Source organism: Flavobacterium daemonense, from assembly GCF_007341385.1.
Lineage (GTDB): Bacteria > Bacteroidota > Bacteroidia > Flavobacteriales > Flavobacteriaceae > Flavobacterium > Flavobacterium daemonense.
Genome location: NZ_VJYD01000006.1, coordinates 57455 through 84275, shown reverse-complemented (window position 1 = coordinate 84275; position 26821 = coordinate 57455). Strand labels below are relative to the sequence as shown.

The 26821-nt window shown below is 35.0% G+C and carries 20 protein-coding genes; 8 read left to right on the top strand and 12 right to left on the bottom strand.

The features are described from left to right. Window positions 1-447, bottom strand: coding sequence for a YybH family protein (locus tag FND99_RS09620; protein ID WP_246074201.1), 447 nt, complete (start codon window positions 445-447; stop codon window positions 1-3). A gap of 378 nt (window positions 448-825) precedes the next feature. On the opposite strand from FND99_RS09620, the gene gndA reads away from it, so the two are divergent. The 3 genes from gndA to pgl are packed head-to-tail and all read left to right on the top strand — an operon-like array spanning window position 826 to window position 4492. After that, window positions 826-2235 (top strand): NADP-dependent phosphogluconate dehydrogenase, encoded by a 1410-nt coding sequence (gndA, locus tag FND99_RS09615; protein WP_144337779.1) that lies wholly within the window; start codon window positions 826-828, stop codon window positions 2233-2235. Window positions 2236-2262: 27 nt separating this feature from the next. After that, window positions 2263-3768: a glucose-6-phosphate dehydrogenase gene (gene zwf / locus FND99_RS09610; RefSeq protein WP_144337778.1), complete on the top strand. Its 1506-nt coding sequence runs from the start codon at window positions 2263-2265 to the stop codon at window positions 3766-3768. Window positions 3769-3775: 7 nt separating this feature from the next. Further along, window positions 3776-4492 carry a 6-phosphogluconolactonase gene (gene pgl / locus FND99_RS09605; RefSeq protein WP_144337777.1) on the top strand — a complete coding sequence of 239 codons (717 nt, stop codon included), beginning with the start codon at window positions 3776-3778 and terminating at the stop codon, window positions 4490-4492. A gap of 110 nt (window positions 4493-4602) precedes the next feature. Here pgl and FND99_RS09600 read toward each other — a convergent pair whose 3' ends face one another. Beyond that, on the bottom strand, window positions 4603-5244 hold the full coding sequence (locus FND99_RS09600) for an NAD(P)H-binding protein (protein WP_144337776.1): 642 nt from the start codon (window positions 5242-5244) through the stop codon (window positions 4603-4605). Between the two features lie 220 nt (window positions 5245-5464). Beyond that, on the bottom strand, window positions 5465-6025 hold the full coding sequence (locus FND99_RS09595) for an NAD(P)-binding domain-containing protein (protein WP_144337775.1): 561 nt from the start codon (window positions 6023-6025) through the stop codon (window positions 5465-5467). Window positions 6026-6235: 210 nt separating this feature from the next. Here FND99_RS09595 and FND99_RS09590 point away from each other — a divergent pair, with 210 nt between their 5' ends. Next, window positions 6236-9247, top strand: a complete 3012-nt coding sequence (locus FND99_RS09590; protein ID WP_144337774.1) for a sensor histidine kinase — start codon at window positions 6236-6238, stop codon at window positions 9245-9247. Here FND99_RS09590 and FND99_RS09585 read toward each other — a convergent pair. From FND99_RS09585 to FND99_RS09560, 6 genes are all read right to left on the bottom strand, one after another. Continuing rightward, window positions 9244-9870: a response regulator gene (locus tag FND99_RS09585; RefSeq protein WP_144337773.1), complete on the bottom strand. Its 627-nt coding sequence runs from the start codon at window positions 9868-9870 to the stop codon at window positions 9244-9246. The genes FND99_RS09590 and FND99_RS09585 overlap by 4 nt on opposite strands. Window positions 9871-10289: 419 nt before the next feature. Further along, window positions 10290-11537, bottom strand: a complete 1248-nt coding sequence (locus FND99_RS09580) for an MFS transporter (protein WP_144337772.1) — start codon at window positions 11535-11537, stop codon at window positions 10290-10292. Between the two features lie 19 nt (window positions 11538-11556). Continuing rightward, window positions 11557-11784, bottom strand: coding sequence for a hypothetical protein (locus FND99_RS09575; RefSeq protein WP_144337771.1), 228 nt, complete (start codon window positions 11782-11784; stop codon window positions 11557-11559). Window positions 11785-11790: 6 nt separating this feature from the next. Continuing rightward, a complete protein-coding gene (locus tag FND99_RS09570) occupies window positions 11791-12387 on the bottom strand; it encodes a TetR/AcrR family transcriptional regulator (RefSeq protein WP_144337770.1) in 597 nt (198 codons plus the stop codon). Between the two features lie 243 nt (window positions 12388-12630). After that, window positions 12631-14232 carry a family 43 glycosylhydrolase gene (locus FND99_RS09565; protein ID WP_144337769.1) on the bottom strand — a complete coding sequence of 534 codons (1602 nt, stop codon included), beginning with the start codon at window positions 14230-14232 and terminating at the stop codon, window positions 12631-12633. Window positions 14233-14304: 72 nt separating this feature from the next. Beyond that, window positions 14305-14904, bottom strand: a complete 600-nt coding sequence (locus FND99_RS09560; protein ID WP_144337768.1) for a murein L,D-transpeptidase catalytic domain-containing protein — start codon at window positions 14902-14904, stop codon at window positions 14305-14307. Between the two features lie 362 nt (window positions 14905-15266). On the opposite strand from FND99_RS09560, the gene FND99_RS09555 reads away from it, so the two are divergent. Beyond that, window positions 15267-16400, top strand: a complete 1134-nt coding sequence (locus tag FND99_RS09555) for a hypothetical protein (RefSeq protein WP_144337767.1) — start codon at window positions 15267-15269, stop codon at window positions 16398-16400. A gap of 97 nt (window positions 16401-16497) precedes the next feature. On the opposite strand, the gene FND99_RS09550 is transcribed toward FND99_RS09555, so the two are convergent. Beyond that, a complete protein-coding gene (locus tag FND99_RS09550; protein ID WP_144337766.1) occupies window positions 16498-16968 on the bottom strand; it encodes a YybH family protein in 471 nt (156 codons plus the stop codon). Between the two features lie 406 nt (window positions 16969-17374). Here FND99_RS09550 and FND99_RS09545 point away from each other — a divergent pair, with 406 nt between their 5' ends. The 3 genes from FND99_RS09545 to FND99_RS09535 all read left to right on the top strand — a co-directional run bounded on the left by FND99_RS09545 (window position 17375) and on the right by FND99_RS09535 (window position 22380). After that, the gene (locus FND99_RS09545) at window positions 17375-17824 is read left to right on the top strand and encodes a response regulator (RefSeq protein WP_144337765.1); all 450 of its coding nucleotides are present in this window, start codon (window positions 17375-17377) and stop codon (window positions 17822-17824) included. Between the two features lie 13 nt (window positions 17825-17837). After that, window positions 17838-21851, top strand: a complete 4014-nt coding sequence (locus FND99_RS09540) for a PAS domain S-box protein (protein ID WP_144337764.1) — start codon at window positions 17838-17840, stop codon at window positions 21849-21851. Window positions 21852-21990: 139 nt separating this feature from the next. Beyond that, window positions 21991-22380 (top strand): hypothetical protein, encoded by a 390-nt coding sequence (locus FND99_RS09535; protein ID WP_144337763.1) that lies wholly within the window; start codon window positions 21991-21993, stop codon window positions 22378-22380. A gap of 119 nt (window positions 22381-22499) precedes the next feature. Here FND99_RS09535 and FND99_RS09530 read toward each other — a convergent pair whose 3' ends face one another. Beyond that, entirely contained in the window at window positions 22500-24419 is a 1920-nt protein-coding gene (locus tag FND99_RS09530; RefSeq protein WP_144337762.1) for a sialate O-acetylesterase, read from the bottom strand. 466 nt (window positions 24420-24885) lie between these two features. Further along, window positions 24886-26817 carry a RagB/SusD family nutrient uptake outer membrane protein gene (locus FND99_RS09525; protein WP_144337761.1) on the bottom strand — a complete coding sequence of 644 codons (1932 nt, stop codon included), beginning with the start codon at window positions 26815-26817 and terminating at the stop codon, window positions 24886-24888. Window positions 26818-26821: the final 4 nt, after the last annotated feature.

Below are 26821 nucleotides of genomic sequence, written 5' to 3'. Positions count from 1 at the left end.
TTACTTCGCAGGATTATTGCTGCTAAACATGTCGCGGTGCATTTTCCAGCCATTTTTTGTGTTTACCCAAATCACAATTACTTTTCCGTTGTCAAGTTTCTTGCCTTGCATGTCGGTCATTTCATAAAAACTTTCTTCGGTTACAGAGGTTTTTCCGTCGCCGTACAAATTCTGAATTGTAAATTTCACCTGAACTTGAGGGCCATTTTTAAAAAACGAAGCAATTTGCTGGCCTCCGCATAAAGGTGCCATGTTTGGCGGAAACAAACAGGCGTCGTCTGTGTATTTCTCCAAAATAGATCCATCATTTTTATTGGCAATAGCTGCGTAATTTGCATTGCTTGCCTCAATTATTTTTCTGACTTCTTTCAATGAAGAATTTGAAGTTTGTGCATTGCCTAAAAAAGCAAGCAGCAGTAATCCGTTTAAAATAAGTACTTTTTTCATTTTTAATAAATTTTTAAACAAAGAAAAAGAGTATCATTTACAGAAAATTGTAAAATTGCGCACGGCATAAATTTTTATTCTTCATTTTTGAAATCCAAAAGTTGGCAAGCGCTTCCTTAATTATAACGATATAGTTCAAAAACAGTTTATAAGTGTGTTTTTAACACCTGTAAAGCTATCACAATATACCCCAAAAGTGAACAATTTTACCCCTAATTTTTCAGCATTTTTCGCTAACTTTGGGGTCAATATTTTAAAATGTAAGATTAAAATAAACTTTGTTTTGCTGCAAAACATTGAATGAAAAAGAATTACCATCCTTTCTCCTACTTTTTGCTGCGAAAACATTACTTCTAATAATTTAGTTAATTGAAAACTATGAGCAAATTTGATTTTGGAATTGTAGGACTCGGTGTAATGGGCCGTAACTTACTTTTAAATATCGCCAGCCATAACTTTGCGGCTGCAGGTTTAGACTTAGACACTGAAAAAGTCAATTCTCTTCAACAAGAAGCTGACGAAAACCACACAATCGAAGCGACAACAGATGTAAAACATTTTGTAGAACTTATTCAGCAACCAAGAGCAATTATGCTTTTAGTTCCTGCTGGAAAACCAGTTGACAGCGCCATTGCAAGCCTTCTTCCTCATTTAGATAAAGGCGACATCATTATTGATGGCGGAAACACTTATTTTACTGATACTGACAGACGATTTTTAGAATTATCTGAAAAAGGAATCCACTTCTTCGGAATGGGAATTTCTGGTGGTGAAAAAGGAGCTCGTTTCGGTCCTGCTATGATGCCGGGAGGTGATCAAAAAGCGTATGAAAGACTTCGCCCAATTTTTGAAGCGATTGCTGCAAAAGTAGACGGAGAACCTTGCGTAGAATATCTAGGAAATGGTTCTGCTGGAAACTATGTAAAAATGGTTCACAATGGAATCGAATACGGAATTATGCAATTGATTTCTGAGATTTATGACTTAATGAAAAGAGGTTATAATCTTGACGATAATACAATTCAGAAGACTTTTGAAGAATGGAATCAAACACATGAGCTGAAGTCGTATTTAGTTGAAATTACAGGAAAAATCCTGAAACAAGAAGATACAGACGGAAGTCTTTTAATCAATAAAATTTCTGATTGGGCAAAATCAAAAGGTACAGGAAAATGGACTTCGCAAAACGCGATGGATTTACAAGTTCCAGTTCCAACTATCGATGCTGCGGTTAATATGCGCGATATGTCGAAAACCAAACCAGAACGAATTGAAGCGGCTAAAAAATTAGTTTGGAATTCAGACAATGCTGATGTAAATACAAGCGAAGCAATCGAGGCGTTAAAGTCGGCTTTATACTTTTCTGTTGTTGTGACGTACGCACAAGGATTAGCACAACTTTATACCGCATCAAAAGAATATAATTACGGATTAAATCTTGAAACTGTCGCCAAAATCTGGCGTGGAGGCTGTATTATTCGTGCGACTATTTTAGAAGATTTCAGAAAAGCATTTGTAGCAAAATCAGATTTGCCAAACTTGCTTTTAGATACTGGAATTGCTTCAGAATTAACTAAAAATCAAGCAGGAATGCGAACTGCAGTTCAATTTGCTGTTCAAAAAGGATTGCCAGTTTCAGGACTTATGAATTCATTGGCTTATTTTGATGCATATCGATCTGAAAATCTTCCAACGAACCTAATTCAGGCGCAACGTGATTTCTTCGGAGCACATACTTACGAACGTATTGACAAAGAAGGAGTTTTCCACACGCAATGGTCTGAATAAAAAATTAAAACAACACAACTACACACAATGACTAAAAATAAAAATATAAATCCAACGATTATTGTAATTTTTGGAGGAACCGGAGATCTGGCAAAGAGAAAGCTCTTTCCCGCATTTCAAAATCTGTATCTTGACGGACGTATGTCTGAAAAGTTCCAGATTATCGCTCTTGGAAGAGCAGAAAAAACAGACGAGGATTTCCGCAATTATGTAGCAGAAAATCTAAGTATCTTTTCGAGAAAAAAAGAGATTTCTGATCCAAAAACTCAAAAGTTTCTTTCGCATATAACCTATCACAGTCTTGATATTGACAAAGAAGAATCGTATCATGGCTTAAATGAAAAGATCAATAATTTTGATTTGGCTTTTGGAGAACGTGCAAATCGTTTATTTTACCTTTCGATAACACCCTCTTTTATTTCAACAATATCAAGCAATATCAAAAAAATCGGACTTGCTGCAAATCCAAAACAAGACCGCATTATTATTGAAAAGCCTTTTGGTTACGACAAAGCATCTGCAATTGAATTGAATGAAATGCTTTCGCAGACTTTTAAAGAAGAGCAGATTTATAGAATCGATCATTATTTAGGAAAAGAAACGGTTCAAAACATTCTGGCTTTCCGATTTGGGAACTCAATGTTTGAGCCATTATGGAGCCGAAATTTTATTGATTTTGTCCAAATTACCGTTGCAGAAGAAGTTGGCGTTGAAGAACGTGGCGGTTTCTACGAAGGTGTTGGAGCTTTAAAAGATATGATTCAGAACCATTTATTTCAGATTCTATGTATGACAGCGATGGAAGCACCAGCTTCATTAGCCGCAGACGATATTAGAAATCGTAAAGCAGATGTTTTAAAATCTATTCGTCGTATCAAACCAGACGAAGTTGATCATTATATTGTAAGAGGCCAATACGCGGCAGGAGAAATAAACGGAAATCCAGTTCCAGGATATCGTCAGGATAAAGGAATTGCACCGGATTCTAATACAGAAACCTATGTTGCAATGAAAATTTATCTGGACAACTGGAGATGGCAAGGAATTCCGTTTTATCTGCGTTCAGGAAAAAGAATGGAAGAAAAACAATCTTCAATCATTATCCAATTCAAACCAGTTCCACATTCATCGTTTTCTTATGGAAAAGAAGGAATGACTCCAAACCGACTGATTATCAATATTCAGCCGTCTATGGACATCAAATTGCAGTTTATGACCAAAAAACCGGGCTTATCGATGTCGTTACGACCTGCTGAAATGGTATTTGATTATTTTGAATGTTCTACTATGTCGCCAGAAGCTTATGAAACATTATTAGCAGATGCATTGGCAGGAGATCCTACTCTATTCATGCGTTGGGATCAGGTGGAAGAAGCTTGGGACGCAATTGATACAATTCAGCAAGTATGGAAAACTACTGCTCCAACCAATTTCCCAAATTATAAAGCAGGAAGCTGGGGACCAGAAGAAGCCGACGAATTATTAGCGCGCCAAGGGCATAAATGGATTCCGAATACACAAACAAAACAATAAGTTTTAAATGATAAAGATTTACAATAATACAGAAGAAATTAATTCTACAGCGGCAAATATTTTTGTAGAAGCAGCACAAAAAGCAATTGCCGAAAAAGGCAAATTTACTGCTGTACTTACCGGAGGTTCTTCACCTGCTGGGATTTACAAATTATTAGCTTCTGAAGATTATAAAAATAAAATTGACTGGAGCAAAGTTTACATATTTTGGGGCGACGAAAGATGGGTGCCTCTAAATGATGATTTAAGCAATGCAAAAATGTCGTACAGCACTTTGTTAAGCCACGTTCCGATTCCGCAGGAAAATATCTTCGAAATGTACAAAGATGGCGTAACACCGGAAGATTACGCTGTTGAATATGAAAAGTCAATTAGAACTGTTCTTGGTGAAGAAGGCAAATTTGACCTTATTTTATTAGGAATGGGAGATGACGGCCACACGGCTTCTCTTTTCCCTGGCGAAGAAGTTCTGAAAGAAGAAAACAAATGGGTTGACGCTTATTATTTAGCACCTCAAAAAATGCACCGCATTACGTTGACTGCGCCATTAATCAATAAAGCCGAGAAAATCGTTGTGGTTGCTTTTGGCGAAAAGAAAATTCATGCTTTGAAAGAAGTTACAACCGGAGCATACAATCCAACATTATATCCAATGCAATTGATTAAGCCTGTTTCTGGCGAATTATTGTTTTTGGTTGATAAAGTTGCTGCTGGAGTTAACTAAGAAATTATTTTATAACGATATGAAATGGTTTATGCTGAAAAGTATAAACCATTTTTTTTATTTTTCTCTCGCAGATTTTGCAGATTAGCTGATTAAATTTTAAATATAAATTAATGCAAATTTAAAATCGATTTAAGTTCTAATACAGTAGTTCCCGATGGAAGCTCTTTAACGCCAATAATTAATTTTTCGGCCAAAAGCGAGGTTGAAATCGGTTCTAAATTTTTAAAAAGTCCTAATACATTGAATGCCTTTATTACTTTAACTGAAATTTTTTCGCCTAAACGATCAGTATTTTCTCTAATAAGCGGTCCGGGTCTAAAAATTAAATATTGTTCAAAATGAAGAGTGCCAATAAAATCCTCTAATTTTCCCTTCATTTGTGAATAAAAAACACTGCTTTTTGCCGATGCTCCGTAAGATGAAACCAATACAAAAGATTGTACTTCATTTTTTCTTGCTGCGGAAGCAAAATCAGCCGGAATATCATAATCAATTTTCCACTGATTTTCTTTTGAACCTGCATCTTTTAATGTTGTTCCGAGACAGGAAAAAAGAACATCTCCAACAATTAACTCTTTAAACTGATTGATTTCTGAAAAATTCACAATATGTTCCGTGAGTTTTGGATGCGATTTTCCTGTTGAACGGCGTACAAAAATAGACACCGAATTATAGTCATTATTTAGAAGAAGCTGTTCAACCAATTCTTTCCCCGTCGCGCCCGACGCTCCAATTACTAATGCTTTCATAACAAAAATGTAAGTTTAAGAATTCGGATTTCTTTCTGCAAAAAACTTAAATAAATGTAAGACAATAAAAGAAGAACTGCAATACCAAATTAAATTACGATCTGGCATAAAAATGAAAAAACTGCTTTTAAAAAAAGCAGTTTTAAATTCAAAATCTAAAAAAACCACCAATAAACTTCAACAGAATTATAAAAAACCCCCTTAATTTCTGACGCTTAATTTAATTTGGAGAATACGCAAACTTTGTTTCTAGGTACATTTCATCAAAGTCAATTCCCATAAAGTTTAAAGTCTTCAAAAAACTTTTCACCTTATTTTTTGCCCATTTGTTCGACCCTGTGTAAAACAATTCATTTCCTGCTTGCGTTTTCTTTTGTGGAACCGGAATTTCAGCATCCACAATATTGTGTATTTTAACTATGTGTGCTTCTGGCAAAAGAGATGCAATAATTTCACCAGATGATTTTAAGTTTAAACTTGGCGTAAGACATTCTAAACTATAAATCGGGTTATTTGCGTGCAATAATATTTTTTCTGACATATCTGGAAGATCAGACAAAAAAAGCTGAATATCTTCCCGTGGAATAAACAGTACCAGCATTTTGGCTTCAGCCGCTTCCCGTCGGCTTACTAATTTTACTTGTCCTTCCATCATACCTACAACATCTCGCATATGATTGTTGCTTCGTGTATGGCTAATTAATACCTGATGGCCTGATTTTGCTGCTCTTGCGGCTAAATCTAAAGTTGTTCCGCAAACTCCAATAAATCCAATTTTCATAATTTTTTCGTTTTTAATCTACTTTGATTTTCTAAAAAAATTCTTAAATCGTTAAAGTAAAATTTGTTAGCATAACAAATATAAATCTATATGTAATCGATTGAAATGTAAAGCCGTACCAATAAACCTACATTTTTGTAGATTTAAAACTACAAACCTTAAATTATAAATTATGTTTGTTAAGTTTGTGCTATAAATCTGATTTCAAAAATGACGTTGCTCCCCTCTTTTCGTTATTATTGGTTATTCTTCCTGCTCACCGCAGTCAAAGGTTTTTGTCAGGAAAACTACGCTTTCAGATGGTATACTGCTGATAATAATGAATTGCCACAAAGCAGTATAAAGGCAATCGTAGCAGACAAATACAATTTTATTTGGATGACAACGGAGAACGGTCTTGTTCGCTATGACGGCAACGCATTTACTGCTTTCAATTCGTCAAACACTTCTTTAGAACAAAGCCGTTTTACCGATATTTTTGGAAGCATTCAAAAAGATAGTCTTTTATGTTATAATGAACGAAAGAGAGAACTCGCACTCATTACTGGCCGTAAAGTACAGATTATAAAAAAAAAGGGGCCTGCATTTATTGTCAAAAGAAATGGGCAGAATTTTTTGTCGCATGACGGCCTTCCATCTTATATTACAATTGATCAGTATAAACCTTATTATATTACGTTGCCCAGCGGCAATATTTTTTTTGTTGGCAGCAAGTCTATTGAGTTATGCGATTCAAAAAAGAAAACCATTTATAAAATTCCATACGAAAACCACAATGTTTTTAACTTTTTTACGATTGGAGAAAGGCTTTATTACCTCCACGAGGATGGAAAATACGACAGTTTTTCGCTAAACGGAAGAACATCTGGAGCGTTGGATCCAATCATATTTAAAAACAAACGCAAACTTTTTTGGAATATAACTTCGGGACAAATTTTCCTTACTGTCAAAAATAAAATCTATCTTCTAAAAGATTTTCAAAAGAAGCTTTATGCCAACTTCATTGTAGAATTCAAGGATTTTGAATACAGCAATATCGTTTCTATCTATTACGATCAAATCAATAAAAAATTGTATTTAGGAAGCAGCACTTATGGTTTGTGTATTGTTAATTTTCCCGTTTTTAAATCACTCAAAAAAGATCCAAAAAAGCCAGAAGTATATTATGCGGCACAAGCTTTTAGCGACAGTACTATAATTACGCCACGTGGTCGCATATTCACCGATAAAAAAATTATTGATAGTATTCCTTTTCCAAAACCTGTTTTCTTGGATGAAAGAATTACAATTGCTGAGGATAACGATAAAAACATTTGGATAGCACGACTTTATTCTGTTCTATGTTATTCAAAAAGCTCAAATTATAAAAATCATGTTCTCTATAAATTCGAGCAAAACCCAAAAACGATATTTAAAGATCAGGATAATGACATCTGGATCAGTCTGGGTGAAGATCAATTTCACAATGGAAAATTATATTGTATTCAAAACGGCAAGCTTTCGCTAGTTGCAATATACAAAACCAATATTACTTTTATAGCCCAGCATGATAAAAACACGCTTTATTTTGGAAGTGAAAAAGGTCTTTTCAGGTTTAATAAAAGCGCCCGAAAACTGTTTTTTATAAAAGGTTCCGAGAAAATAAATATCAGAAGCATTTTTGTTGACAGCCAAAAAAAAATATGGTTGACTACGTATGAAAAAGGTTTCTTTTTGTATGACAACAACCGTTTTCAATCTTTTCCAAAAGATGAAGACAATTACCTAAATTCGGCACATTGCATCGTCGAAGACAAAAACGGATTCTTTTGGATTCCAACAAACAAAGGCCTTTTTCAGGTGTTGCGAAAAACTTTGATCAAGTACACTAAAAATAAATCAAGTGCGATATATTATCATCAATACAACAAATCTGATGGCTTTTTAACGAATGAATTTAATGGTGGCTGCCAGCCTAACAGCAATTTTCTTAAAAATGGGAATATTGTTTTTCCATCGATGAACGGTTTGGTGTTTTTTAATCCTTATAAAGTAAAACCGCTGCTTCCTGGCAAAGAGCTTTATATAGACAAGATCATTGTGGATCAAAAAGCAGTTCACTCTAATGATACCATCGTTTTACCAAATAATTTTCAGAGAGTCAGTATTTTAATTGCTTATCCGTATTACGGTAATCCTGAGAATTTGCATATTGAGGCAAAATTAGAAAAAACTGCAAAAAGCCGCTGGGAACCTATTAAAAACGAAAGATCAATATCTTTTACAACTTTGCCTCCTGGAGAATACAAACTGACAATCAGAAGTTTATCTGACTTTGACTCTGAATTTGTCTATAAAAGAATTTTGCTCAAAGTACCTGCAAAATTTTATCAAACGATGTGGTTTTCAATCTTGATTTATGTTTTGCTGATTGCTTTTGTAATTTCACTCTGGTACATCAGATTATATTATATCAAAAGAAAAAATATAAAACTGAAAGAGGTTATTGACGTAAAAACCAAAAAATTAGCAACAACAGTCAAAAAATTGAAGAAAACAAAAAGCAACCTGAAACAAGAAATAAAACAGCAGGAAACTTTAGTAAAAAGCATAAGTCACGATATCAAGAGTCCGTTAAAATTCTTGACAAACACGATCAATCATTTATTTGAAAATGAAATGATTCAGGATGATCCGCAGCTAAAAAAACATGTTGGAACCATCAGAATGTCAACGACGCAATTGTATGAATATGTAGAAAATTTGATAAAATACTCCTCAATATTTATTGAAGGAAAAAAACTTGAAGACGAAAGCTATTCTTTATACGATCTGATTGAAGAAAAATTCGACATTTTTGAAAAAATTGCTGAAGCCGAAAATATTCAAATGATCAATAGCGTAGATCCAGATCTGCAGATCAGAACGAATAAAAAAGCACTTTCAATCATCGTTCATAATTTAGTAGATAACGCTCTAAAAAATACCTCAAATGGCCGTGTTGAACTATTTTCGGGAACAAAGGACAACACGCTGTTGCTTACCATTATTGACAATGGAAAAGGCATGAGCCCAGAATTGATCGACTATTATCTTGATTTTTACAACAATCCAATTGTGAAAAACTATCACTTAGGATTGCACATGATTATTGAACTTCTTTTAATTATTGAAGGAAATATCAATATAACGAGCACAGTTAATGAAGGAACTGCAATTGAAATTATAGTAGAATATAATTAATATTCGAAAGTCTTAAAAAGATTAATCAGTTCGACTAAATTGGTAATTTTAAGTTTTTCGAATAGCCTTGCTTTATAAGTACTCACGGTTGACATGTGAATATTCAGCATGTTTGATATTTCAAGATTTCCGTTACCATTTATTAGCATTTCGGCGATTTGAAGTTCTCTTTTAGACAAGCTTTCTAGTGGATTTCTTGTTTTTTTTGCTGTTCGTACTTCTAATAATTTGCTTACCAGTTCTGGAGAAATATAAGACGAAGTTTCAAAAACAGAATTGATGGCAAATATCATTTTTTCTTCACTGCAGAGTTTATTTAGATATCCGTTTGCACCTGCAGAAATGTATTGCAAAGCATACTGATCTTCTTCATGAGCCGAAAAAACAAGAATTTTTATATTAGGCTGAATCGCTCTGATGGCGCCAATCATTTCGGTGCTTTTTCCGCCCGGAATATTAATATCTAAAATAACTAGACAGATTGGCTTTTCTCTTAAAAGCGCAATAGCTTCGAAGAAATTTTCAGCATTTGAGATTTCTACATTTTCGATTTGTTTCTCCAAAACCATGGTTACTCCATTTCGAACCACTAAATGATCATCGACAATTAATATTTGTTTCACAGTAAAAAAATATATTGCGTCAAAATAACATACTATTTTTTAAACAATTAAATATTTAGAACGATATTTTTCAAAAAAATAATCGTTGTTATTCTTTTTCCGCAAAAACACTATTTATTTCTGGTTTTGATGCTTCAATTTTATCGTTATTAGCTTTTATAAATATATTCTCGGTTTATTTTTAATAGGAAGAAAAAAAATATTAAGGCATTATTTAAACGCAAAAAGCTTGTTCCACAGAACAAGCTTTTGTTTTTTATTAAAATGTGGTTTTAAACACATAGAAACATAGATTTATTGTCTAATTTAAAGAATTCAAAAGAGAAATATATTCCTCTCACATAGCAACTATGTGCGTTTATAATAAGTGAAACGCCTTTTTTCAAGCCAACAATTCTATGTTTCTATGTGTTAAAATATCAGGCAATTAAATCTTTAACCTTCTTTTTTGCCAGTTGATCCACTCTCCAAATTAAAAACACAGTCAATAAAGTAACTGCCGCAATTACATATCCTAAAACATCGTAGTTTTCAAGTGGTGAAGTTTTCGTTTTTTGGTGCACAATAAAACCTGCGCAAACCGCCGCGATCCCGCCCGCAATTTGTTGTAATGAAGAGGTAATTGACATGTAAGCTCCTCTATCCTGCATTTCTGGAATAGCAGTGTTTAAAGTTGTTGCCGGAATCATACGGCTCATGATTCCCATAAACAAAATCATATTGATGACTACGATTTCCCAAAGCGGAATTGGATTAAGATTCGTATAAATCAAAATCATAATAATTGAAATTGCTGATCCAGCAGCAAATAATTTTAACTTGCTTACTTTATCACTCAGCTTTCCAATAAGTGGCATAATGAAAAGCACTGAAAGTCCAGTGAAGAAAAATACCATCGGCAATTCAAGCTGGCTGATGTGAATATTATTCACTAAAAATGCACTCCCGAAAGGCTGCAACATAAAACCTCCAACAGACAAAAACGCAATTGCTGTAAAACCAACTTGGTATTGTTTGTTGCTCAAAGTATGCCAAAGATGCAAAAACGGACTTTTATCTGACTGAAGCGCCAAGTGTTTTGTAATAGGTTTCATTTGCGTAATTACGGCAAGAAGAATCAATACTGCTAAAACGGCAATCATAATAAAAGCTGAATGCCAGCCCCAGTTATTCGCAAAGTAAAGCCCAACCGGAATTCCTAAAATCTGGCTTGTTGCAAATGCCATTTGTATAACGCCCATAACGCGTCCGCGCTGTTGGATCACAAATAAATCGGTTACGATGGCCAATGAGACCGAACCAATTACACCTCCAAAAAGTCCTGTCACGATTCTTGCCATAAGCAACATCATGTAACTTGTTGAAAGTGCACAAAAAACAGTTCCAATAATGAAACCTGTATAAAAGAAAATCAAAAGTTTTTTTCGGTCGAATTTATCGGCAAAACCTGCTGCCAATAATCCTGAAATTCCTGCACTGAAAGCATAGGCTGAAACTGCAAAACCAAAGTTTGAAGTAGTCATGTCTAATGTTTTCATCAAGATGTCTCCAAGTGGAGAAATCACCATAAAATCAAGAATAACAGTAAATTGTAAAAGTGCTAATATGGCAATAATAATTTTTTGATGGGTTGTGAAAGCTGGGCTTTCTATGGTAGTTTTTTCCATTTTTAATTTTAAGTTGTTTTTACGATAATTCTTGGCATTCAAAGCCTAAATCGCTGATTATTTTAATAATTTCTTCTGGTTTTAATATTTCTGATACTACGCGGAGAACGCAGTCAACATCTTCACAATCCACACTCCATTGTTCGATTTCGGAATGATTGTTAAGCGCATAATGTGCTGGACAATCTGGATTTATTGCACTGATGTTTGTTTTAAAAATGTGTATGGTGTTTAAATCTGTTTCCATATTTTTTTAAGGTTTTAAGCCTTTTACGGTCGCTTGAAAGGCTTCTTTCATAATCTCTTTTGTAAGCACAAATGGTTTTCCTCCCATACTTTTACGTTCCGCGTGCATGTTAAGCAGCGTATAAAGAGGTCCATATGCTACGCACCAAAATGCCTCAAAATTCATTGGGAGAAGTTCTTTGTTTTGAAGGGCATTGTCTATAAAATCTTTCATAATGGTTCTGAAATCGGCAAACTCAGCAATTGCATCCAAAATGATTTCTCCATGAGGAGAATGTCTGATGATCTCAAAAAATGCAACTTCTTTGGGGTATTTCATTGCAAAGTCGGCGCGGTTTTCCCATTGTCTCCACAAGCCTTCTTCAAATGGCATTTCGGGCGAAAAATCTTTTATGGTGCTTTTAAAAAATTTCAACGCCATTTCGCCTCCAATTTTCTGAATCAAATCATCTTTATCAGCATAATAAATATAGAGCGTACCAACAGAAATCGAACAGGCTTTCGCCAATTTATTCATGCTGAAACCTTGAAATCCTTCCTGTACAATCTGGTCGATCGCCATTTCGACAACCAATTTTTCTTTATCGGTATCTCTAACTCTCATAGCTTTTTTTTGCAAAGATAAAACAATAAATGAATGAACGCTTTTTTATTTAATGTTTTTTTATTGTGATTTGTTAGTAGTAAAATGTGAAACGCACCAAGCTTATTAAAAAGATTTCATGAGGCGTTTTTTCAAAACAAAAAAAAAGTCTGTAAACAAACGCTTACAGACTTTAAAAAAACACTAACAAATTAAATTACTTTTCTTTTTACATTTCACAAATTACATTTCACAGATTACCCCTCACTTCCCACTTCTCACGAGCGACACATCATCTACAAGACAAAATGACTTTGCTTTTCCGTTTGCTATAAAACCAATTTCAGCCTTTCCACCTTTTATGGCGATATTATTTACCGTGATTGTTTTCCATTCTTCATTTTCCTCTTTTATGGCAAACTGAAACTTTTTATTATTGCTCAAAGCATACATTTCAAGAGCATTAAATCCGGCGCTGTTTTTTATTTTGGCGGTCAAAGTGTACAATCCATCTTCAAGTTTTACATATGGAGAAGATGAGATTATCTGAGATACTTTCCTTTTAAAATCAACTTTGTCGCTAATATTCAAACTCTTTTCTCCAATTACCGTTTTTCTTTCCGTTTCTGTATTAAAATGATTTAAAACCGGCGAAGTAACGGTGTCTAAACTAATTTTATTTCCTTCAATAACCTCACTTGCCCAGCCCGTCAGCTGAATTTGCAATGGTTTTACAGGACTCGGAATATGTCGGCGATCTGCCTCAAAACTTCCATTTTTTATATAATTATTCTCTTTATTTACTTTCCAATTTCCAGTTTTAGCATCCAATTCCCAAGCACTCAACGAATTGAAATACGGCGCTTTCCCATCAAAAGACATCGGACACCATTGATTGTAACCCAAACCATTTCCAGCAAAATCAGCCCAACGATCGCCACAAAACACAATTGTTTCCTGTTTGCTTCCTTTTACCAAAAAGAAAAAACCAGTTTGCGAAACATGCGCAAAATCTTCAGCTGCTCCGTTTGTAACCAGCATTTCATTGGTTGGAAGATACGGCCCGCGAATATCATCAGCAACTAAATAATAAGCAAACGATCCGTCCCAACCATAAATATTTGAGGCATACATATAATACCTATTTTTGTATTTGAACATGCAGTTCCCTTCTCGGCTCTCACCTTTAAAAATCTCCGTGCAATCCAGCAGATTTACTTTTCCGTCTTTCATTCCAATTTCAGAAACATAGATTTTGTTTCGTCCTTTTCCGTACGAATAAATCAAATACGATTTTCCGGTATCTTCATCAGTAAAAACAGTTTGATCGCCAGTATTGCTGGTTCCAATCATTTTCTCCATATTAATTTTCTGATGCCAGACAAACTCACCCGTTGGCGAATCAGAAAGCGTAATCAGCACTTCGCTTCCGTGCTGTACGAACATGGCGTATTTATTGATTTCTTTGATAAAAGCAACGCCCAAACGCCCAACCCAAGTTTTTCCGTTTTGATTGACTTTATCTTTGGTCAAAACATTTGCTTCGAAAGTCCAATTCACAAAATCATCTGAACTGTAACAGGTTACGGCTTCAAAAGTTGCGTTAGGCAAAGTTTTAGAAGGATCGGCACGATATTGATCGGCTTCGGCATAGTGAACGCCATACCAATAATATTTTTGTTTTCCTGTATGAGGATCAGGAAATTTGAAAATACCGCCGCCCTGGCTGTTTATAGGCTGTCCGTCTTTGGTATTCCAAAATATATCGTTTTTAATTACTCGATTTTGTGCAGCAGTTTTATTTAGTATTCCAAAACAAAACATCATAAGAATAATGTGAAAGGAATACCATTTTTGAATTTTCATATTTATTACGGTTAGTTAGTTCGTAATAAAATTATCCAATAACAAAAAACTTTGCGTCATGCACTATCCTGTTTAATAATAGATATTTAAGATTATATTGAATTTTGAACCATCGATTATTTTTTGAAGTCTTTTAAAAAAAACCTCGTTCACCATTGGACAACCATGGCTTCTGGAAATATAATAATCTTGTTCTTGTTCTGGAACAGCAGAATACGAATGAAGCACCACGGCTCTTTTTAAAGCATTGCTGTTTGTGTTATCTAAACCTGCTAATTTATAAGCTTTGCCAAATATTCCTGTGTATGATTTTCCAATCAAATACTGCCCTAAAGAGGTCGCATTAGAATTAGGTTCATTGCTGAATTGAAGATTTCCTGCTATTCCGGTTTCTGATCCACAGCCGTTTGCGACAAGACCTTCGTCTAGAATTTTATCGTTTATCAAATCATAAACAAAAAAGCGGTATTTGCCTGATTTGATTTTCATATCAACAAAAAAAGCAATTTTATTATTATACGAAGGATTGGATTTAATTTTTTGCTTTACTTCTTCAAGCTGTTTATTAAATCGCTCAATATCTGAGTCTGACCAATTTTCCTTTCCGTTTATTGGTTTCAAATTTGCAGAAAAAGACAAAAGCAAGAAGACAAATAAATTGAAAATATTCATAAAAAAGATAATTAAAATTTGCAAAAAACAGCTCCTTAGAAAAACTGCTTTATTTTTTTTGCAAATTTACCTTCTGATATTTCAAAAAATTAATCGATAAACGACTGAAAAACTGCAAAATAAGACCAAATATCAATTTATTTAAATAACAATATTTTGAAGAAACTGAGTAAAACAAGGGCTTAAGCAGGATTTTACAAGTTTCATCAAATTTTATTCAGAATTTCGTTTTTGATCAAATTCGGACCAGAAACTAAAACACTGATTCAAAGATAATTATAATAAGAAAATTAAGATTAATGCTTTTTTATATGCGTAATATTATCTAACTTGCATATAGCAAATTAAAAAATCCACACATTATGAAAAAAAATCTATTACTGTTTTTAGTAGTTATGACAAGTGTAATGTATCAGCCGATTTTTTCCCAAACCGAAGATACCGAACCTCCTTTAGGACTTCCTGGCGACAACTTAGATCTTTACGCCGTTTTGAGTCTTTTTCAAAAATCAAAAACAATTGAAGAATTTGAAAAAAAATTAAATCTCAAGGAAACAGGAATCAATAACTTGGATCTTAATCTAGACAAGAAAGCAGATTTTATAAAAGTAGTCACCAAAAAAGATGGCAACTCTTTTACTTTTATACTTCAAGTGAATGTGAGTAAAAGCGAAACTCAGGACGTTGCGATAATCCTCGTATCTAAAGATAAAAACGGAAAAGTTTCACTTCAAATGGTTGGAGATGAAGACCTGTACGGCAAAAATTATGTAATTGAGCCCAAAAAAGATGTACCAGCAGTAACTGCGAATCCGGCCTATAAAGGCGAAAATCCCGTTACAACAAGTACTCCGGCAACCACTGTAATTGTAGAACAGGCACCAATAGTTCAATATGTATATTCTCCGGCATATGTGCCTTATTATCCTCCTTATTATTATGGATATTATCCACCTTATTTTGCTGCCTTTACGGTATTAGCAGTTGGGATTTATCGTCACAATCATTGGTATCATGGCGGTCATTACGGCTATCATGGAGGTCATTATGGCGGACATAACAATATCGTTATAAACAACAACAATAGAAACAGCATCAATCATTACAACAGCAATAGGTCGAGATCGAACACAGTTGCGAGGAACAATCAAGGCGGACGTTATGGAAACAGCGTCTCAAATCGTGCGACAAACACAGGAGTTTCGAACCGAGCTTCAAATAACGGCGTATCCAACCGAGCTTCAAATGGAGCTGGAAATCGTGGCTCAGGAGTATCAGACAGATCATCTGTAAACCGTCCTTCTACAGGAACATCAAATCGTCCTTCGGCTGGAACATCAGACAGAAGTTCATCATTTGATCGACCTTCAGCAGGAACATCAAACCGCAGTTCTTCCAACTTTAATTCAGGAGGAGGACGCACCAGATCAGGCGGCGGTGGCGGTTTTAGCGGCGGTGGCGGTGGTTTTAGTGGCGGAGGCGGACGCAGACGCTAATTGCAAACTACAAAACAAATAAGAATTTCATAGACATAAAAAAACAGACTGGATAAAAAATTATCCAGTCTGTTTTTTTTATTTGAATGTAATTTATTTATTGATCAGATACGCTCATGTCTCTTACACAGACATATTTTCCGTCTCTTTTTACAAATAAACTCATGTAATTTCCTGTATTAATAATCGCTTTTGTCGAATCAGTAACTTCAAAAGCTCCTGTTTCAACTACTTGATTCCCATCATCTGACACAAAAATTTCGCCTGTTTTAAATGCGATCTGATTAGATGTAGAACCGATATTAGCTTTCAAAAACTCAACAATACTTGGTTTCCCTATTAAAGGAATGTGATTTTGATAATAACTTATGGCATCATCTGCATAATAACCCACGCTTGTAAGCTCTCCCGAATTATAAACTCTGGCAAAGTCATTTTCTTTGGCCTGAATTTCTTTTTTTATCGCTTCTTTGTCAACCATGACAGGTTCATCTTTCTTTGTATTGCAGGCAAAGACTGAAGTTAAAATACCCAACAATAAAATTCCTTTTAAGAGATTGTTTTTCATATATTTAAGGATTTAAAACTATACATTAAAAGTACTTATAAAAATTAAAATATCAAGTTATTTCTCCTAAAAATATTATTAAAACAATTCTGAGATTTTAAAAACAATTTATTATATTTAAATGACTTAGAACAACTTAGATCAAATTATAAGGCTTTGCTTATATTTTTATGTCATTTGTACAAGTTCTTGGCGTAATTAGTATTCTTAGTCAAAAAAATAGCCATATATTAGCAGTAAGAAAGCTTATTATTGACAACAATTTAACCAAAGCCTTGTTTATATGACAAAAATATTGGTTAATAGGCCATCAAAACGACTGAAACACATCGTATTGTATTGATTTTCGATGTCTTGTTTTTATCATAAAAATGTGCTTTAAATTTAATTTTACCCCAATTACAAAATGAATAAACAGCATTACAATATTTTACTTGCAGATGATGACGATGACGACTGCTCTTTTTTTAAAGAAGCACTTGACGAATTAAATCTTCCGGTAACTCTTGTAGCCGTGCACGATGGTGTTCAGTTGATGGATTATTTAAAAGCCAATTCTCCTTCAAATTTGCCAGATATTCTTTTTCTTGATCTTAATATGCCACGCAAAAATGGTCATGAATGCCTTAAAGAAATCAAAGAAATCAGGGATTTTGACACACTTCCTGTTATTATATTTTCTACTTCTTTAGATATTGAAATTGTTGATTTGATGTACCAAAAAGGAGCAACACATTATATACGAAAACCTGGGGAATTTGCTAAATTAAAAACGGTAATCAGCAATGCCTTGAGTACAACTGCCGAAAACAATCTAAAACAGCCTGCGCGAGAACAATTTGTTCTCCAGCCGTAAATCTTTTTCAGGAATGAGCCATACAAATGCGGAACTTTATTTTATAGCCGATGGCGGTGAAATGGGCGAATTAATACGATCCAAAGACTGGAGCAAAACCTCTTTAAATACTCCAGATACATGGCCTGAAAGTCTGCGAACAATGGTTTCGATGATGCTCAACAATCCATTCGGGATGTACATTGCTTGGGGAGATGATTTTACTCAGATTTATAACGATACTTTTCGTCCTATTTTAGGCGCAACAAAACATCCTGATGCTTTAGGAATAAGCTCACGAGAAACATTTTCGGAAATTTGGGATACAATCGGTCCTATGTTCACAGATGTTATGGAAGGAAAACCAGTCAGTTTTCCGGATTTGATGGTTGTTTTAAATAGAAATGGATTTGACGAAGAATGTTATTTTGATTTCTCTTACAGCCCAATTAGAAAAGAAGATGGTGAAGTTGGCGGTATCCTCGTAACTGTAATTGAAACCACAGAAAAGAAAAAAGTATCTGAAGCCCTGAAGCAAAGCAATGCAAGATTTATAAATAACATCATGCAGGCACCTGTTGCTATGTGCGTTTTTAGAGGCGAAAACCATACTGTAGAAATTGCAAATGATCAAATGATTCAGTTGTGGGGAACAACACTTGAAAAAGTAATCAATAAACCTATTTTTGAAGCATTGCCGGAAGCGCAAAACCAAAATTTGGAAATTTTGCTGGATAATGTTTATAGAACTGGTGAAAAATTTATTGCCAATGAACATTTGGTTAAATTACCTCGAAATGGGAAAACCGAAACGACTTACCTTAATTTTGTTTATGAAGCGCTTAGAGAGGCTGATGGTACAATCTCTGGTGTTGCAGGAGTTGCAATTGAAGTTACTCCACAAGTTTTAGCTCGTACAAAAATTGTAGAAAGTGAGCAAAAAATAAGACAATTGGTAGAGAATGCACCTTTTCCTATTGGTGTATATGTTGGAAAAGAAAAACGAATTGAACTCGCCAACCAATCCATTATGGATGTTTGGGGAAAAGGAAACGATGTAGTTGGAAAGTTATATACCGAAATTTTACCGGAACTGGATAACCAATTGGTTTTTGATCAAATTAGTCATGTTTATGAAACTGGCGAATCTTTTCATAGTAAGAATACCCGTATTGATATTACGATCAATGGGATATTAGAGACTTTTTATTTTGATTATAGCTTTACGCCATTGTATGATATAAATGGAAACATTTACGGCGTAATGAACACTGCCGCAGAAACAACAAATCTAAACCTCGCAAAGAAAAGAATAGAAGAAAACGAACAGAACTTGCGAAGCCTGGTTTTGGAATCTCCAATTGGTGTTTGCGTACTGGATGCAGAAACTTTAGTGAGTGAAATTGTAAATGATAGTTTTATTGAAGTTGCCGGAAAATCATATGAAGAAATTGCAGGAAAACATTATTGGGATGCCTTTGCAGAAGTAAAACCTTATTACGAGGATGCGCTTCAAAAAGTAATCGACGAAGGCCATCCTTATTATGCTAATGAAGTAGAAATGATGCTCATCAGACATGGTAAAGAAGAAATTATATACGTAACTTTTGTATATGCTCCACTTAAAAATACTGAAGGAAAAGTAACCAAAGTAACAGTTTGGGTACTTGACAATACAGCACAAGTAAAAGCAAGAAAAGAAATTGAAGAAGCTGATAAACGTTTTCGAAATACAGTAAAACAAGCTCCTATTGGAATTACAATTTTACGTGGTCCTAATTATATGGTTGAAATGGCTAACGAGGCCTATTTGAAATTGGTGGACAGAGAAGAAAACACTTTTGTAGGCAGACCATTATTTGATTCTCTACCAGAAGTTGAGGAATCAGTAACCTCTCTTTTAAATGGTGTATTCACTACTGGTATTCCTTTTCATGGATACGAAGTGCCAATTCCGTTAAAGCGTCATGGAAAATTAGAGATTTCTTACTTTGATTTTTTATACTCTCCATTAAAAGAAGAAGATGGAACTATTTCAGGAATAATTGTAACCGTAACAGAAGTCAGCGAAAAAGTTGAGGTTCGAAAAAAAATAGAACAAAATGAAGAACGCTTAAAAATTATAGTAGAAGCCAGTGAATTAGGCACATGGGAATTAAATGTAAAAACCAAAGAACCTCTTTATTCTCCTCGCTATCTGGAAATTGTTGGTGGTTATAAAGAGAATGAGAAATTAACCCATGACCAATTGCTAAAACATCTTCATCCGGATGATATGCACATTCGAAATAAGGCTTTTAAAGAGGCTCTTACATCTGGCTACTTAAATTATGAAGCCAGAACGATCTGGATTGATGGTTCAATTCATTGGATGGAAGGCAAAGGAAAACTTTTTTACGATGAAGACAATAAACCTGAAAAGTTAATTGGAACAATAAGAGACATTACAGATGAAAAAAACCATCAGCAAGAACTGGAAGAAAGCGAAAAGCGATTCCGTTCTTTAACCGAAAGTATTCCTCAGCTAATTTGGGAAACAGATGAAAAAGGTAATTCATTATTCGCTTCAGGAAAATGGTTTGAATACACAGGAATTCATCCTGATGGAGAAGCAGAATGGAAAGCTATGATTCATCCTGATGATTTTGATGAAAATGCTCGAATATGGAGCCATAGCCTGACAACCGGTGAAACCTATCGCTGTGATGTTCGTGTCAGAAGAAAAGATGGAAATTACAGGTGGCATGCTGTAATTGGTGAACCTGTTTTAGATATAGATGGCAAGATTTTAAAATGGGTTGGAGCCTTTACTGACATTCATACTGAAAAAGCTTTTACGCATGAGCTTGAACAACAAGTAGCTGCCCGAACCAAAGAATTGAATTTAATGAATGACTCTCTTCAAAAAAGTGAGGAACGTTATCATTTGATGGTTGAAGAAGTTCAGGATTATGCTATTTTATACCTTAATCACGAAGGAACGGTTGAAAATTGGAATTTAGGTGCCGAAAAAATTAAAGGATATAAGGCGGAAGAAATCATAGGGAAGAATTTCTCTACATTTTATACGGAATCTGATAAAAAAACCAATCTTCCTCAGAAACTTTTAAAAATTGCTATCGAAAAGGGAAAAGCAACACAAGAAGGCTGGCGCGTTCGTAAAGACGGAACTCATATTTGGGCAAGTGTTGTTATTACGGCAGTTCATAACAAAAAAGGTCAAGTTATTGGTTTCTCAAAAGTGACGCATGATTTAACAGAGAAAAAGAAAGCGGATGACAAATTAAAATTAAACGCTTTAGAACTAGAGCAAAAAAATGAAGAACTAGAAAAAATGAATCAGGAACTTCAATCATTTGCTTATATCTCAAGCCATGATTTACAAGAACCTCTTAGAAAAATTCAAACTTTTGCTTCGCTGATCCTAGAAAAAGAGTTTGAAAACTTATCGAACAGCGGAAAAGATAAATTTCAGCGCATGCAAAGTGCGGCACAGCGTATGCAAACCTTAATCAATGATTTACTGGCGTATTCGCGAACGAATGTTCAAGAACGTGTTTTTGAAAATACAGATATTTCTAAAATTGTTAACGAAGTAAAAGAAGATTTAAAAGAAGAAATCGAACAAAAAAATGCTAAAATTGAAATTTTGGAAAATTGCGAAGCTAATATTATTCCGTTTCAATTTAGGCAGCTTTTATACAATTTGGTGAGCAATTCGCTTAAATTTTCATTTGCAGAAAATCCGATTGTCATAAAAATTAAAAGTGAAATTGCGAAAGGCGCTGCTTTGGAAAATAAAACTTTACAACCCGAAAAAACATATTGCCATATTAGAATTGAAGACAACGGAATTGGTTTTGAACAACAATACAGCGCAAAAATATTCGAAGTTTTTCAGCGTCTGCATGGAAAACTCGAATATACGGGAACCGGAATTGGATTGGCGATTGTAAAAAAGATTGTCGATAATCATAACGGAATTATCACTGCGACTGGCGAACTGAACAAAGGTGCCTTTTTTGATATTTATATTCCGGGAGAATAACCAATCCTATCTTTTTTACAACATAGAATTTAGAAATTTCATTTAACAGAAAATTATAAGCATGCCTATTTTCTGAATCAAGCAAAATTGTACTTTTATAAGAAAATAATAACTCAACTATTTTATAATTAGAAAATCTATGAAAAAGCTGTTTTTTATTCTGCCATTGCTCCTTTTTGCCTCTGCGATTTTTGCACAAAGCCAAGATCCTTCGTCAAAACGTATTTTAGGAAATTGGTTTTCTGATACGCACCGAACTACAAAGTGGGTTTTTACTCAGGACGGAAGAGTTTACAACTACGATAAAGACATCATGAAAGTGATGTATAAATACACAATATCGCACAGCTGCCAGAACAATTCTGATGATACCACCGAATATATAACGTTGATGGACAGAGATGGAGATCAATATTGCTTTAAAATAAACGGAATAAACGAAAATAAAAACGGGATTTTATCTCTTATCAATATGAGCACGATGCAACCGCTGATTTTTGTAAATGATGTGAATTTGAGAACGCAGTAGAAAAAAAATATCAGAGAAAAGATGAAAGAAATTTCAGCTGGTTCTTTCTTATTTTGAATCGATGATTATAAAAACAAAGCAGGATTTCAAATGATGAAATCCTGCTTTGCTTTTAATTTTTATTTATCTAAACTTCCCTCAAAAGGCGAAGCCGGTAAATTTTCTTTATTATACAAATTCGCTTCAGTTGGATTATCAGCCCAAGCGTATCGGACTTTTACTGGTTTTGCAATCGTTTCGTTCCAAACTTTAATTTTGTTTCCTTCGATAATTGCACTTGCCCAAACAAATTTTCCGTCGCTTCCTGCAACTTCAAATCCTTTTAAGCTTGAATTATTTTGGGCAATTAATCCGCTTCCTGTGTCAGTAAAAGACAAAACAAGTTGATTCCCTTTTTGCTCCATTGATTTAAAAAGCGGTCCTGACGATACAATGTTTTTTTCACCATAAGCCAATTTTTCAGCCTGCAAAGCCAATCTTTTGCCGACATCGTATTTGTTTAACGGATGAATATCATTCCATTCGCCCAAATCAATTGTAACAGCCATTCCGGTATTTGGAACTGCTAAAGTGTTTTTTTGCTGTTGTCTTAAAGCTGCCCAGTTGCTTTCTGCGGGTTCTGTCTTTGGTTCCATAAAATTGGTCAACTGCACGTATAAAAACGGAAAATCACCTTGCTTCCACTCTGTTCTCCAGCTTGTAATCAATGTTTGCATGAGTGCCGCGTATTCCTGTGGCTTTTTAGTGCTCGATTCGCCTTGGTACCAAAGCACGCCTTTTATAGCGTAATTTTTCAAAGGCGCAATCATTGAATTGTACAATCCGACAGGCTTCCATCTAATGAAAGTCGGAGCTGGCAAAGGAGCCATTTTTACTCCTAATTTGTATTTCCACTCGCCTTTCAAATCAATAGAATCGTTATCCAAAACCAATTGATATGGCTTATCTTCAACAAAACCGCCTCTTCCTGAATTATTAATTACTCTTATGGCGATTTCGTTTTTTCCTTCTTTTAAAAACTTCGGATCAAAAGAATATTTTCTTGGCGGATACAAATAAGAAGTTGTTCCAACAAAATTTCCGTTAACATAAACCGAATCAGCATCGACAATTCTTCCTAAGATCAATTTTGCCGAAGAAGCTTTTAGATTTGACAAATTAACTTCTTTTCTAAACCACACCGCACCATTTGTATTTCCTAAAGTGTGATCTGCCCAATAACCCGGAATATTCATAACCGGCCAATCGATATCATCTAAATCAGCTTTTGACCATTGTTTCTTTAAACCTTCATCTTGACGATTGACATCAGAATACCAGTCGGTGCTGATTTTCCTGTCATTTGCTTCGATTTGCGCGCCCAAGGTTCCGTCTTTGAACTTCTGATATTCAGCATCATAATCTGGAAACTTTTTAATGGCATCGGCGCTAAGCCAAGATTCGGCCGGAGAACCTCCTAAAGCGCTGTTGATTAACCCAATCGGAATTTTATACTTCTCGTATATTTCACTTGCAAAAAAATAAGCAACTGCCGAAAAATTCAAAATATTTGCTTGATTTGCTTCTTTCCATTCGCCGCTTGAAAAATCAGTATTTTCTTTGGCAAACTCATATTGATCTGGCACTAAAAACTGTCTGATTTGCGAGTTGTTTATTTTTGCAATTACCTCCTTGTATTTGTCTTTTACACGATCCATAGGAAGTTCCATATTCGACTGTCCCGAGCAAAGCCAAACATCTCCAAATAAAATATTCTTAAGAACGATGGTATTGCTTGCCGTCAAAGTCATTTCATATGGCCCGCCTGCTTTTTGAGAAGGCAAAGTAATTACCCAGTTTCCATCTTGAGAAGTGGTAGTCTGAAACTTCTTTTTATTGAAATTAATTTCGACTTTTTCATTTGGCTGCGCCCATCCCCAAATTTTTACGGGCATATCGCGCTGTAAAACCATTCCGTCGCTTATCAATCTCGGAAGTTTTATTTGAGAATAAATGGTGCTGTACAAAAGCACCGTTATAAGAATTAGTATTTTTCTCATTTTATAATTTATTTTTCTGCAAATCCCGAAACTTCGGGACTGAAATCTTTTTTAAATATAGTTAACCTGTTGGTGTAATTCGAAAAAAATATAACACATAGAAACATAGATTTTTCTTTTTGGAAGAAGGCAATTGAAAGAAACTACTTTCTAACACATAGTCTATGTTTGTTAATGTAAGTGAAACGCCTTTTTAAGGATGCTAAATCTATGTTTCTATGTGTTTAAAAATAACACAAATCAGATTCTTACATCTAACATCTAACATTTCACATCTAACATTTCACATCTTAAGCCTGACAGCAAAAAGCCGAGAGGGCTCAACTCTCGGCTTTTTTATAAAACAAATTTGTTTGCAGTTCTAACTAATTCTGTAAAATAAACACTTACTTACAACTTTATCTAACTTAATTGCTGCTTTGATTTGTTTTATCATTTGATTTCGGGCAAATCAGGATTTCATTTCCTAGTAGCCTGGATTCTGATACGCCGCTTTTTCAGAGGCTGTCATAATCATTGCATCAAATTGAACTTGAGGAATTGGACGTAAATAATGATACGGCTTAATTTCTCTAGCTACTGTAAGCGGTGTATGGTTTCCGTAAGCTGGTCCGCAAATTTGGTATGAACTTGAAAGCTCTGTCCATTTTTGAGTTCTTAGCAAATCGTACCAGCGGTATCCTTCACCATAATATTCACGAGAACGTTCTGCCAAAATATAATTAATATCAATAACCGCAGGAGTTGCTGCTGTCATTGCTGCACTGTTATCAGCTGATTTTGCAACATTTCCGTTATTGTCAAATCTCCATTTTCCGGCACGAGCTCTTAAAACATTTACTAATTCTCTAGCGCTTTTTCCACCTTGAGGCGCCGCTCCCATAACCGCAGCTTCTGCAGCAATTAAATAAAGCTCTGATAATTTTGCGATATTATACGGACGTGTACTAGCTCCGTTTGGAGAACCAAGTCCAGTTCCGTTGTCCGTTCTATACGTTCCAAGTTTCCATAAACCTGGATAAATAATTCTGCTGATGCCGCTTGGAGCAATAACAAAATCAGATCTTCCTGGCAATACTCCTGCTCCAACAGCGCCACCTTCTGGTCCGTTTCCTGCAGCATAAACAATAGCTGGATTTTCAGCATTCAAGAACGAAAGAACTGCACCACCTGGAGCAACTGGCAATCCGTTTGCATTATTTAAAGTAGGAGTTGTGATACCCGCTTTGTTCCAGTTTCCGCGATATACGGTTGTAAAAGTACCATCGTAACGAGAATCGTTTGTTTTGTCGGCAAATGTATTCGCAATTGCGCCAATAGTCGGGCACATACGAATAAATGGACGACCTAAATGCTGTTCTGCTTCACGCTGAACAGAGCTTACTCCTGAACTTCTAAGTACTGTATAGTTTGGCGTCATCATCCAAACTGCAAAGTTTTCTGGCGCATTACCATTTGAAAACGTAAGACTGCTGGCATTAAAAAATTCACTTTTCTCTGTATGATCAGCATACAATAAAATTTCACTGTTGCGGTCGTTGCTTCCTAAATTTACATCGTAGTAAGTTGGTTGCAATGCAAATGAACCGTGGCTGTCAATTCCTGCTGCCGCAACATCATACGCTTTTTGGAAATACCAAGCAGCATCGTGTCCGTCAGGATCTACACGGGTAGTTTCAGGATACGTTGGAATATTGTTCGGGTTTTTCAACCACCATGCATACGTCAAATACGCTTTTGCCAAATAAAGTCTAGCCGCAGTTTTTGTTACGCCTCCTTTCACTCGACCCACATCTGGCAAATCGTTTACTGCAGTCACTAAATCAGGAAAAACAGCTTTTGTGTACACTTGAGGTACGGTATTTCTAACCGAAGATCTTGACGGACTTGTATTAAATTTAAGGTCGCCGGCTCCTAAATCTAATGGCACTCCGCCAAAAGTTTGAACTAACAAGAAATAGTCAAACGCACGGAAGAATCTCGCTTCGGCAATCATTGCATTTGAAACCGTTCCAATTGCAGTAGCATTTTCAATAATACCGCTTGCCGTGTTGATATTGATAAATGCCGGCTGCCATAAAGCATCTGTACGGCTTGAAGATGGCGTAATTGACCCAACGCCAGAAAGATCCATATCCTTAAAGTTGGCATCGGCACTTTGTGCGTATGTCGCTTCATCGGTTCCGGTTTCTGTTGTATTGTAATAGTAACCTTGCCCGTAAATATAGCGTAAGTGTGCATACATAGAAGTCAATCCTGCCGTAACTCCTTTTTCGGTTTTGAAATATTCAGGAGTATAAATACTGCGAGGCTCTTCTTCTAAAACATTAGAACATGCTCCCAAGAACAGCGCTGTTATTGCTGTTGCTATAAAAGTTTTTATTTGTATAGGTTTCATTGTT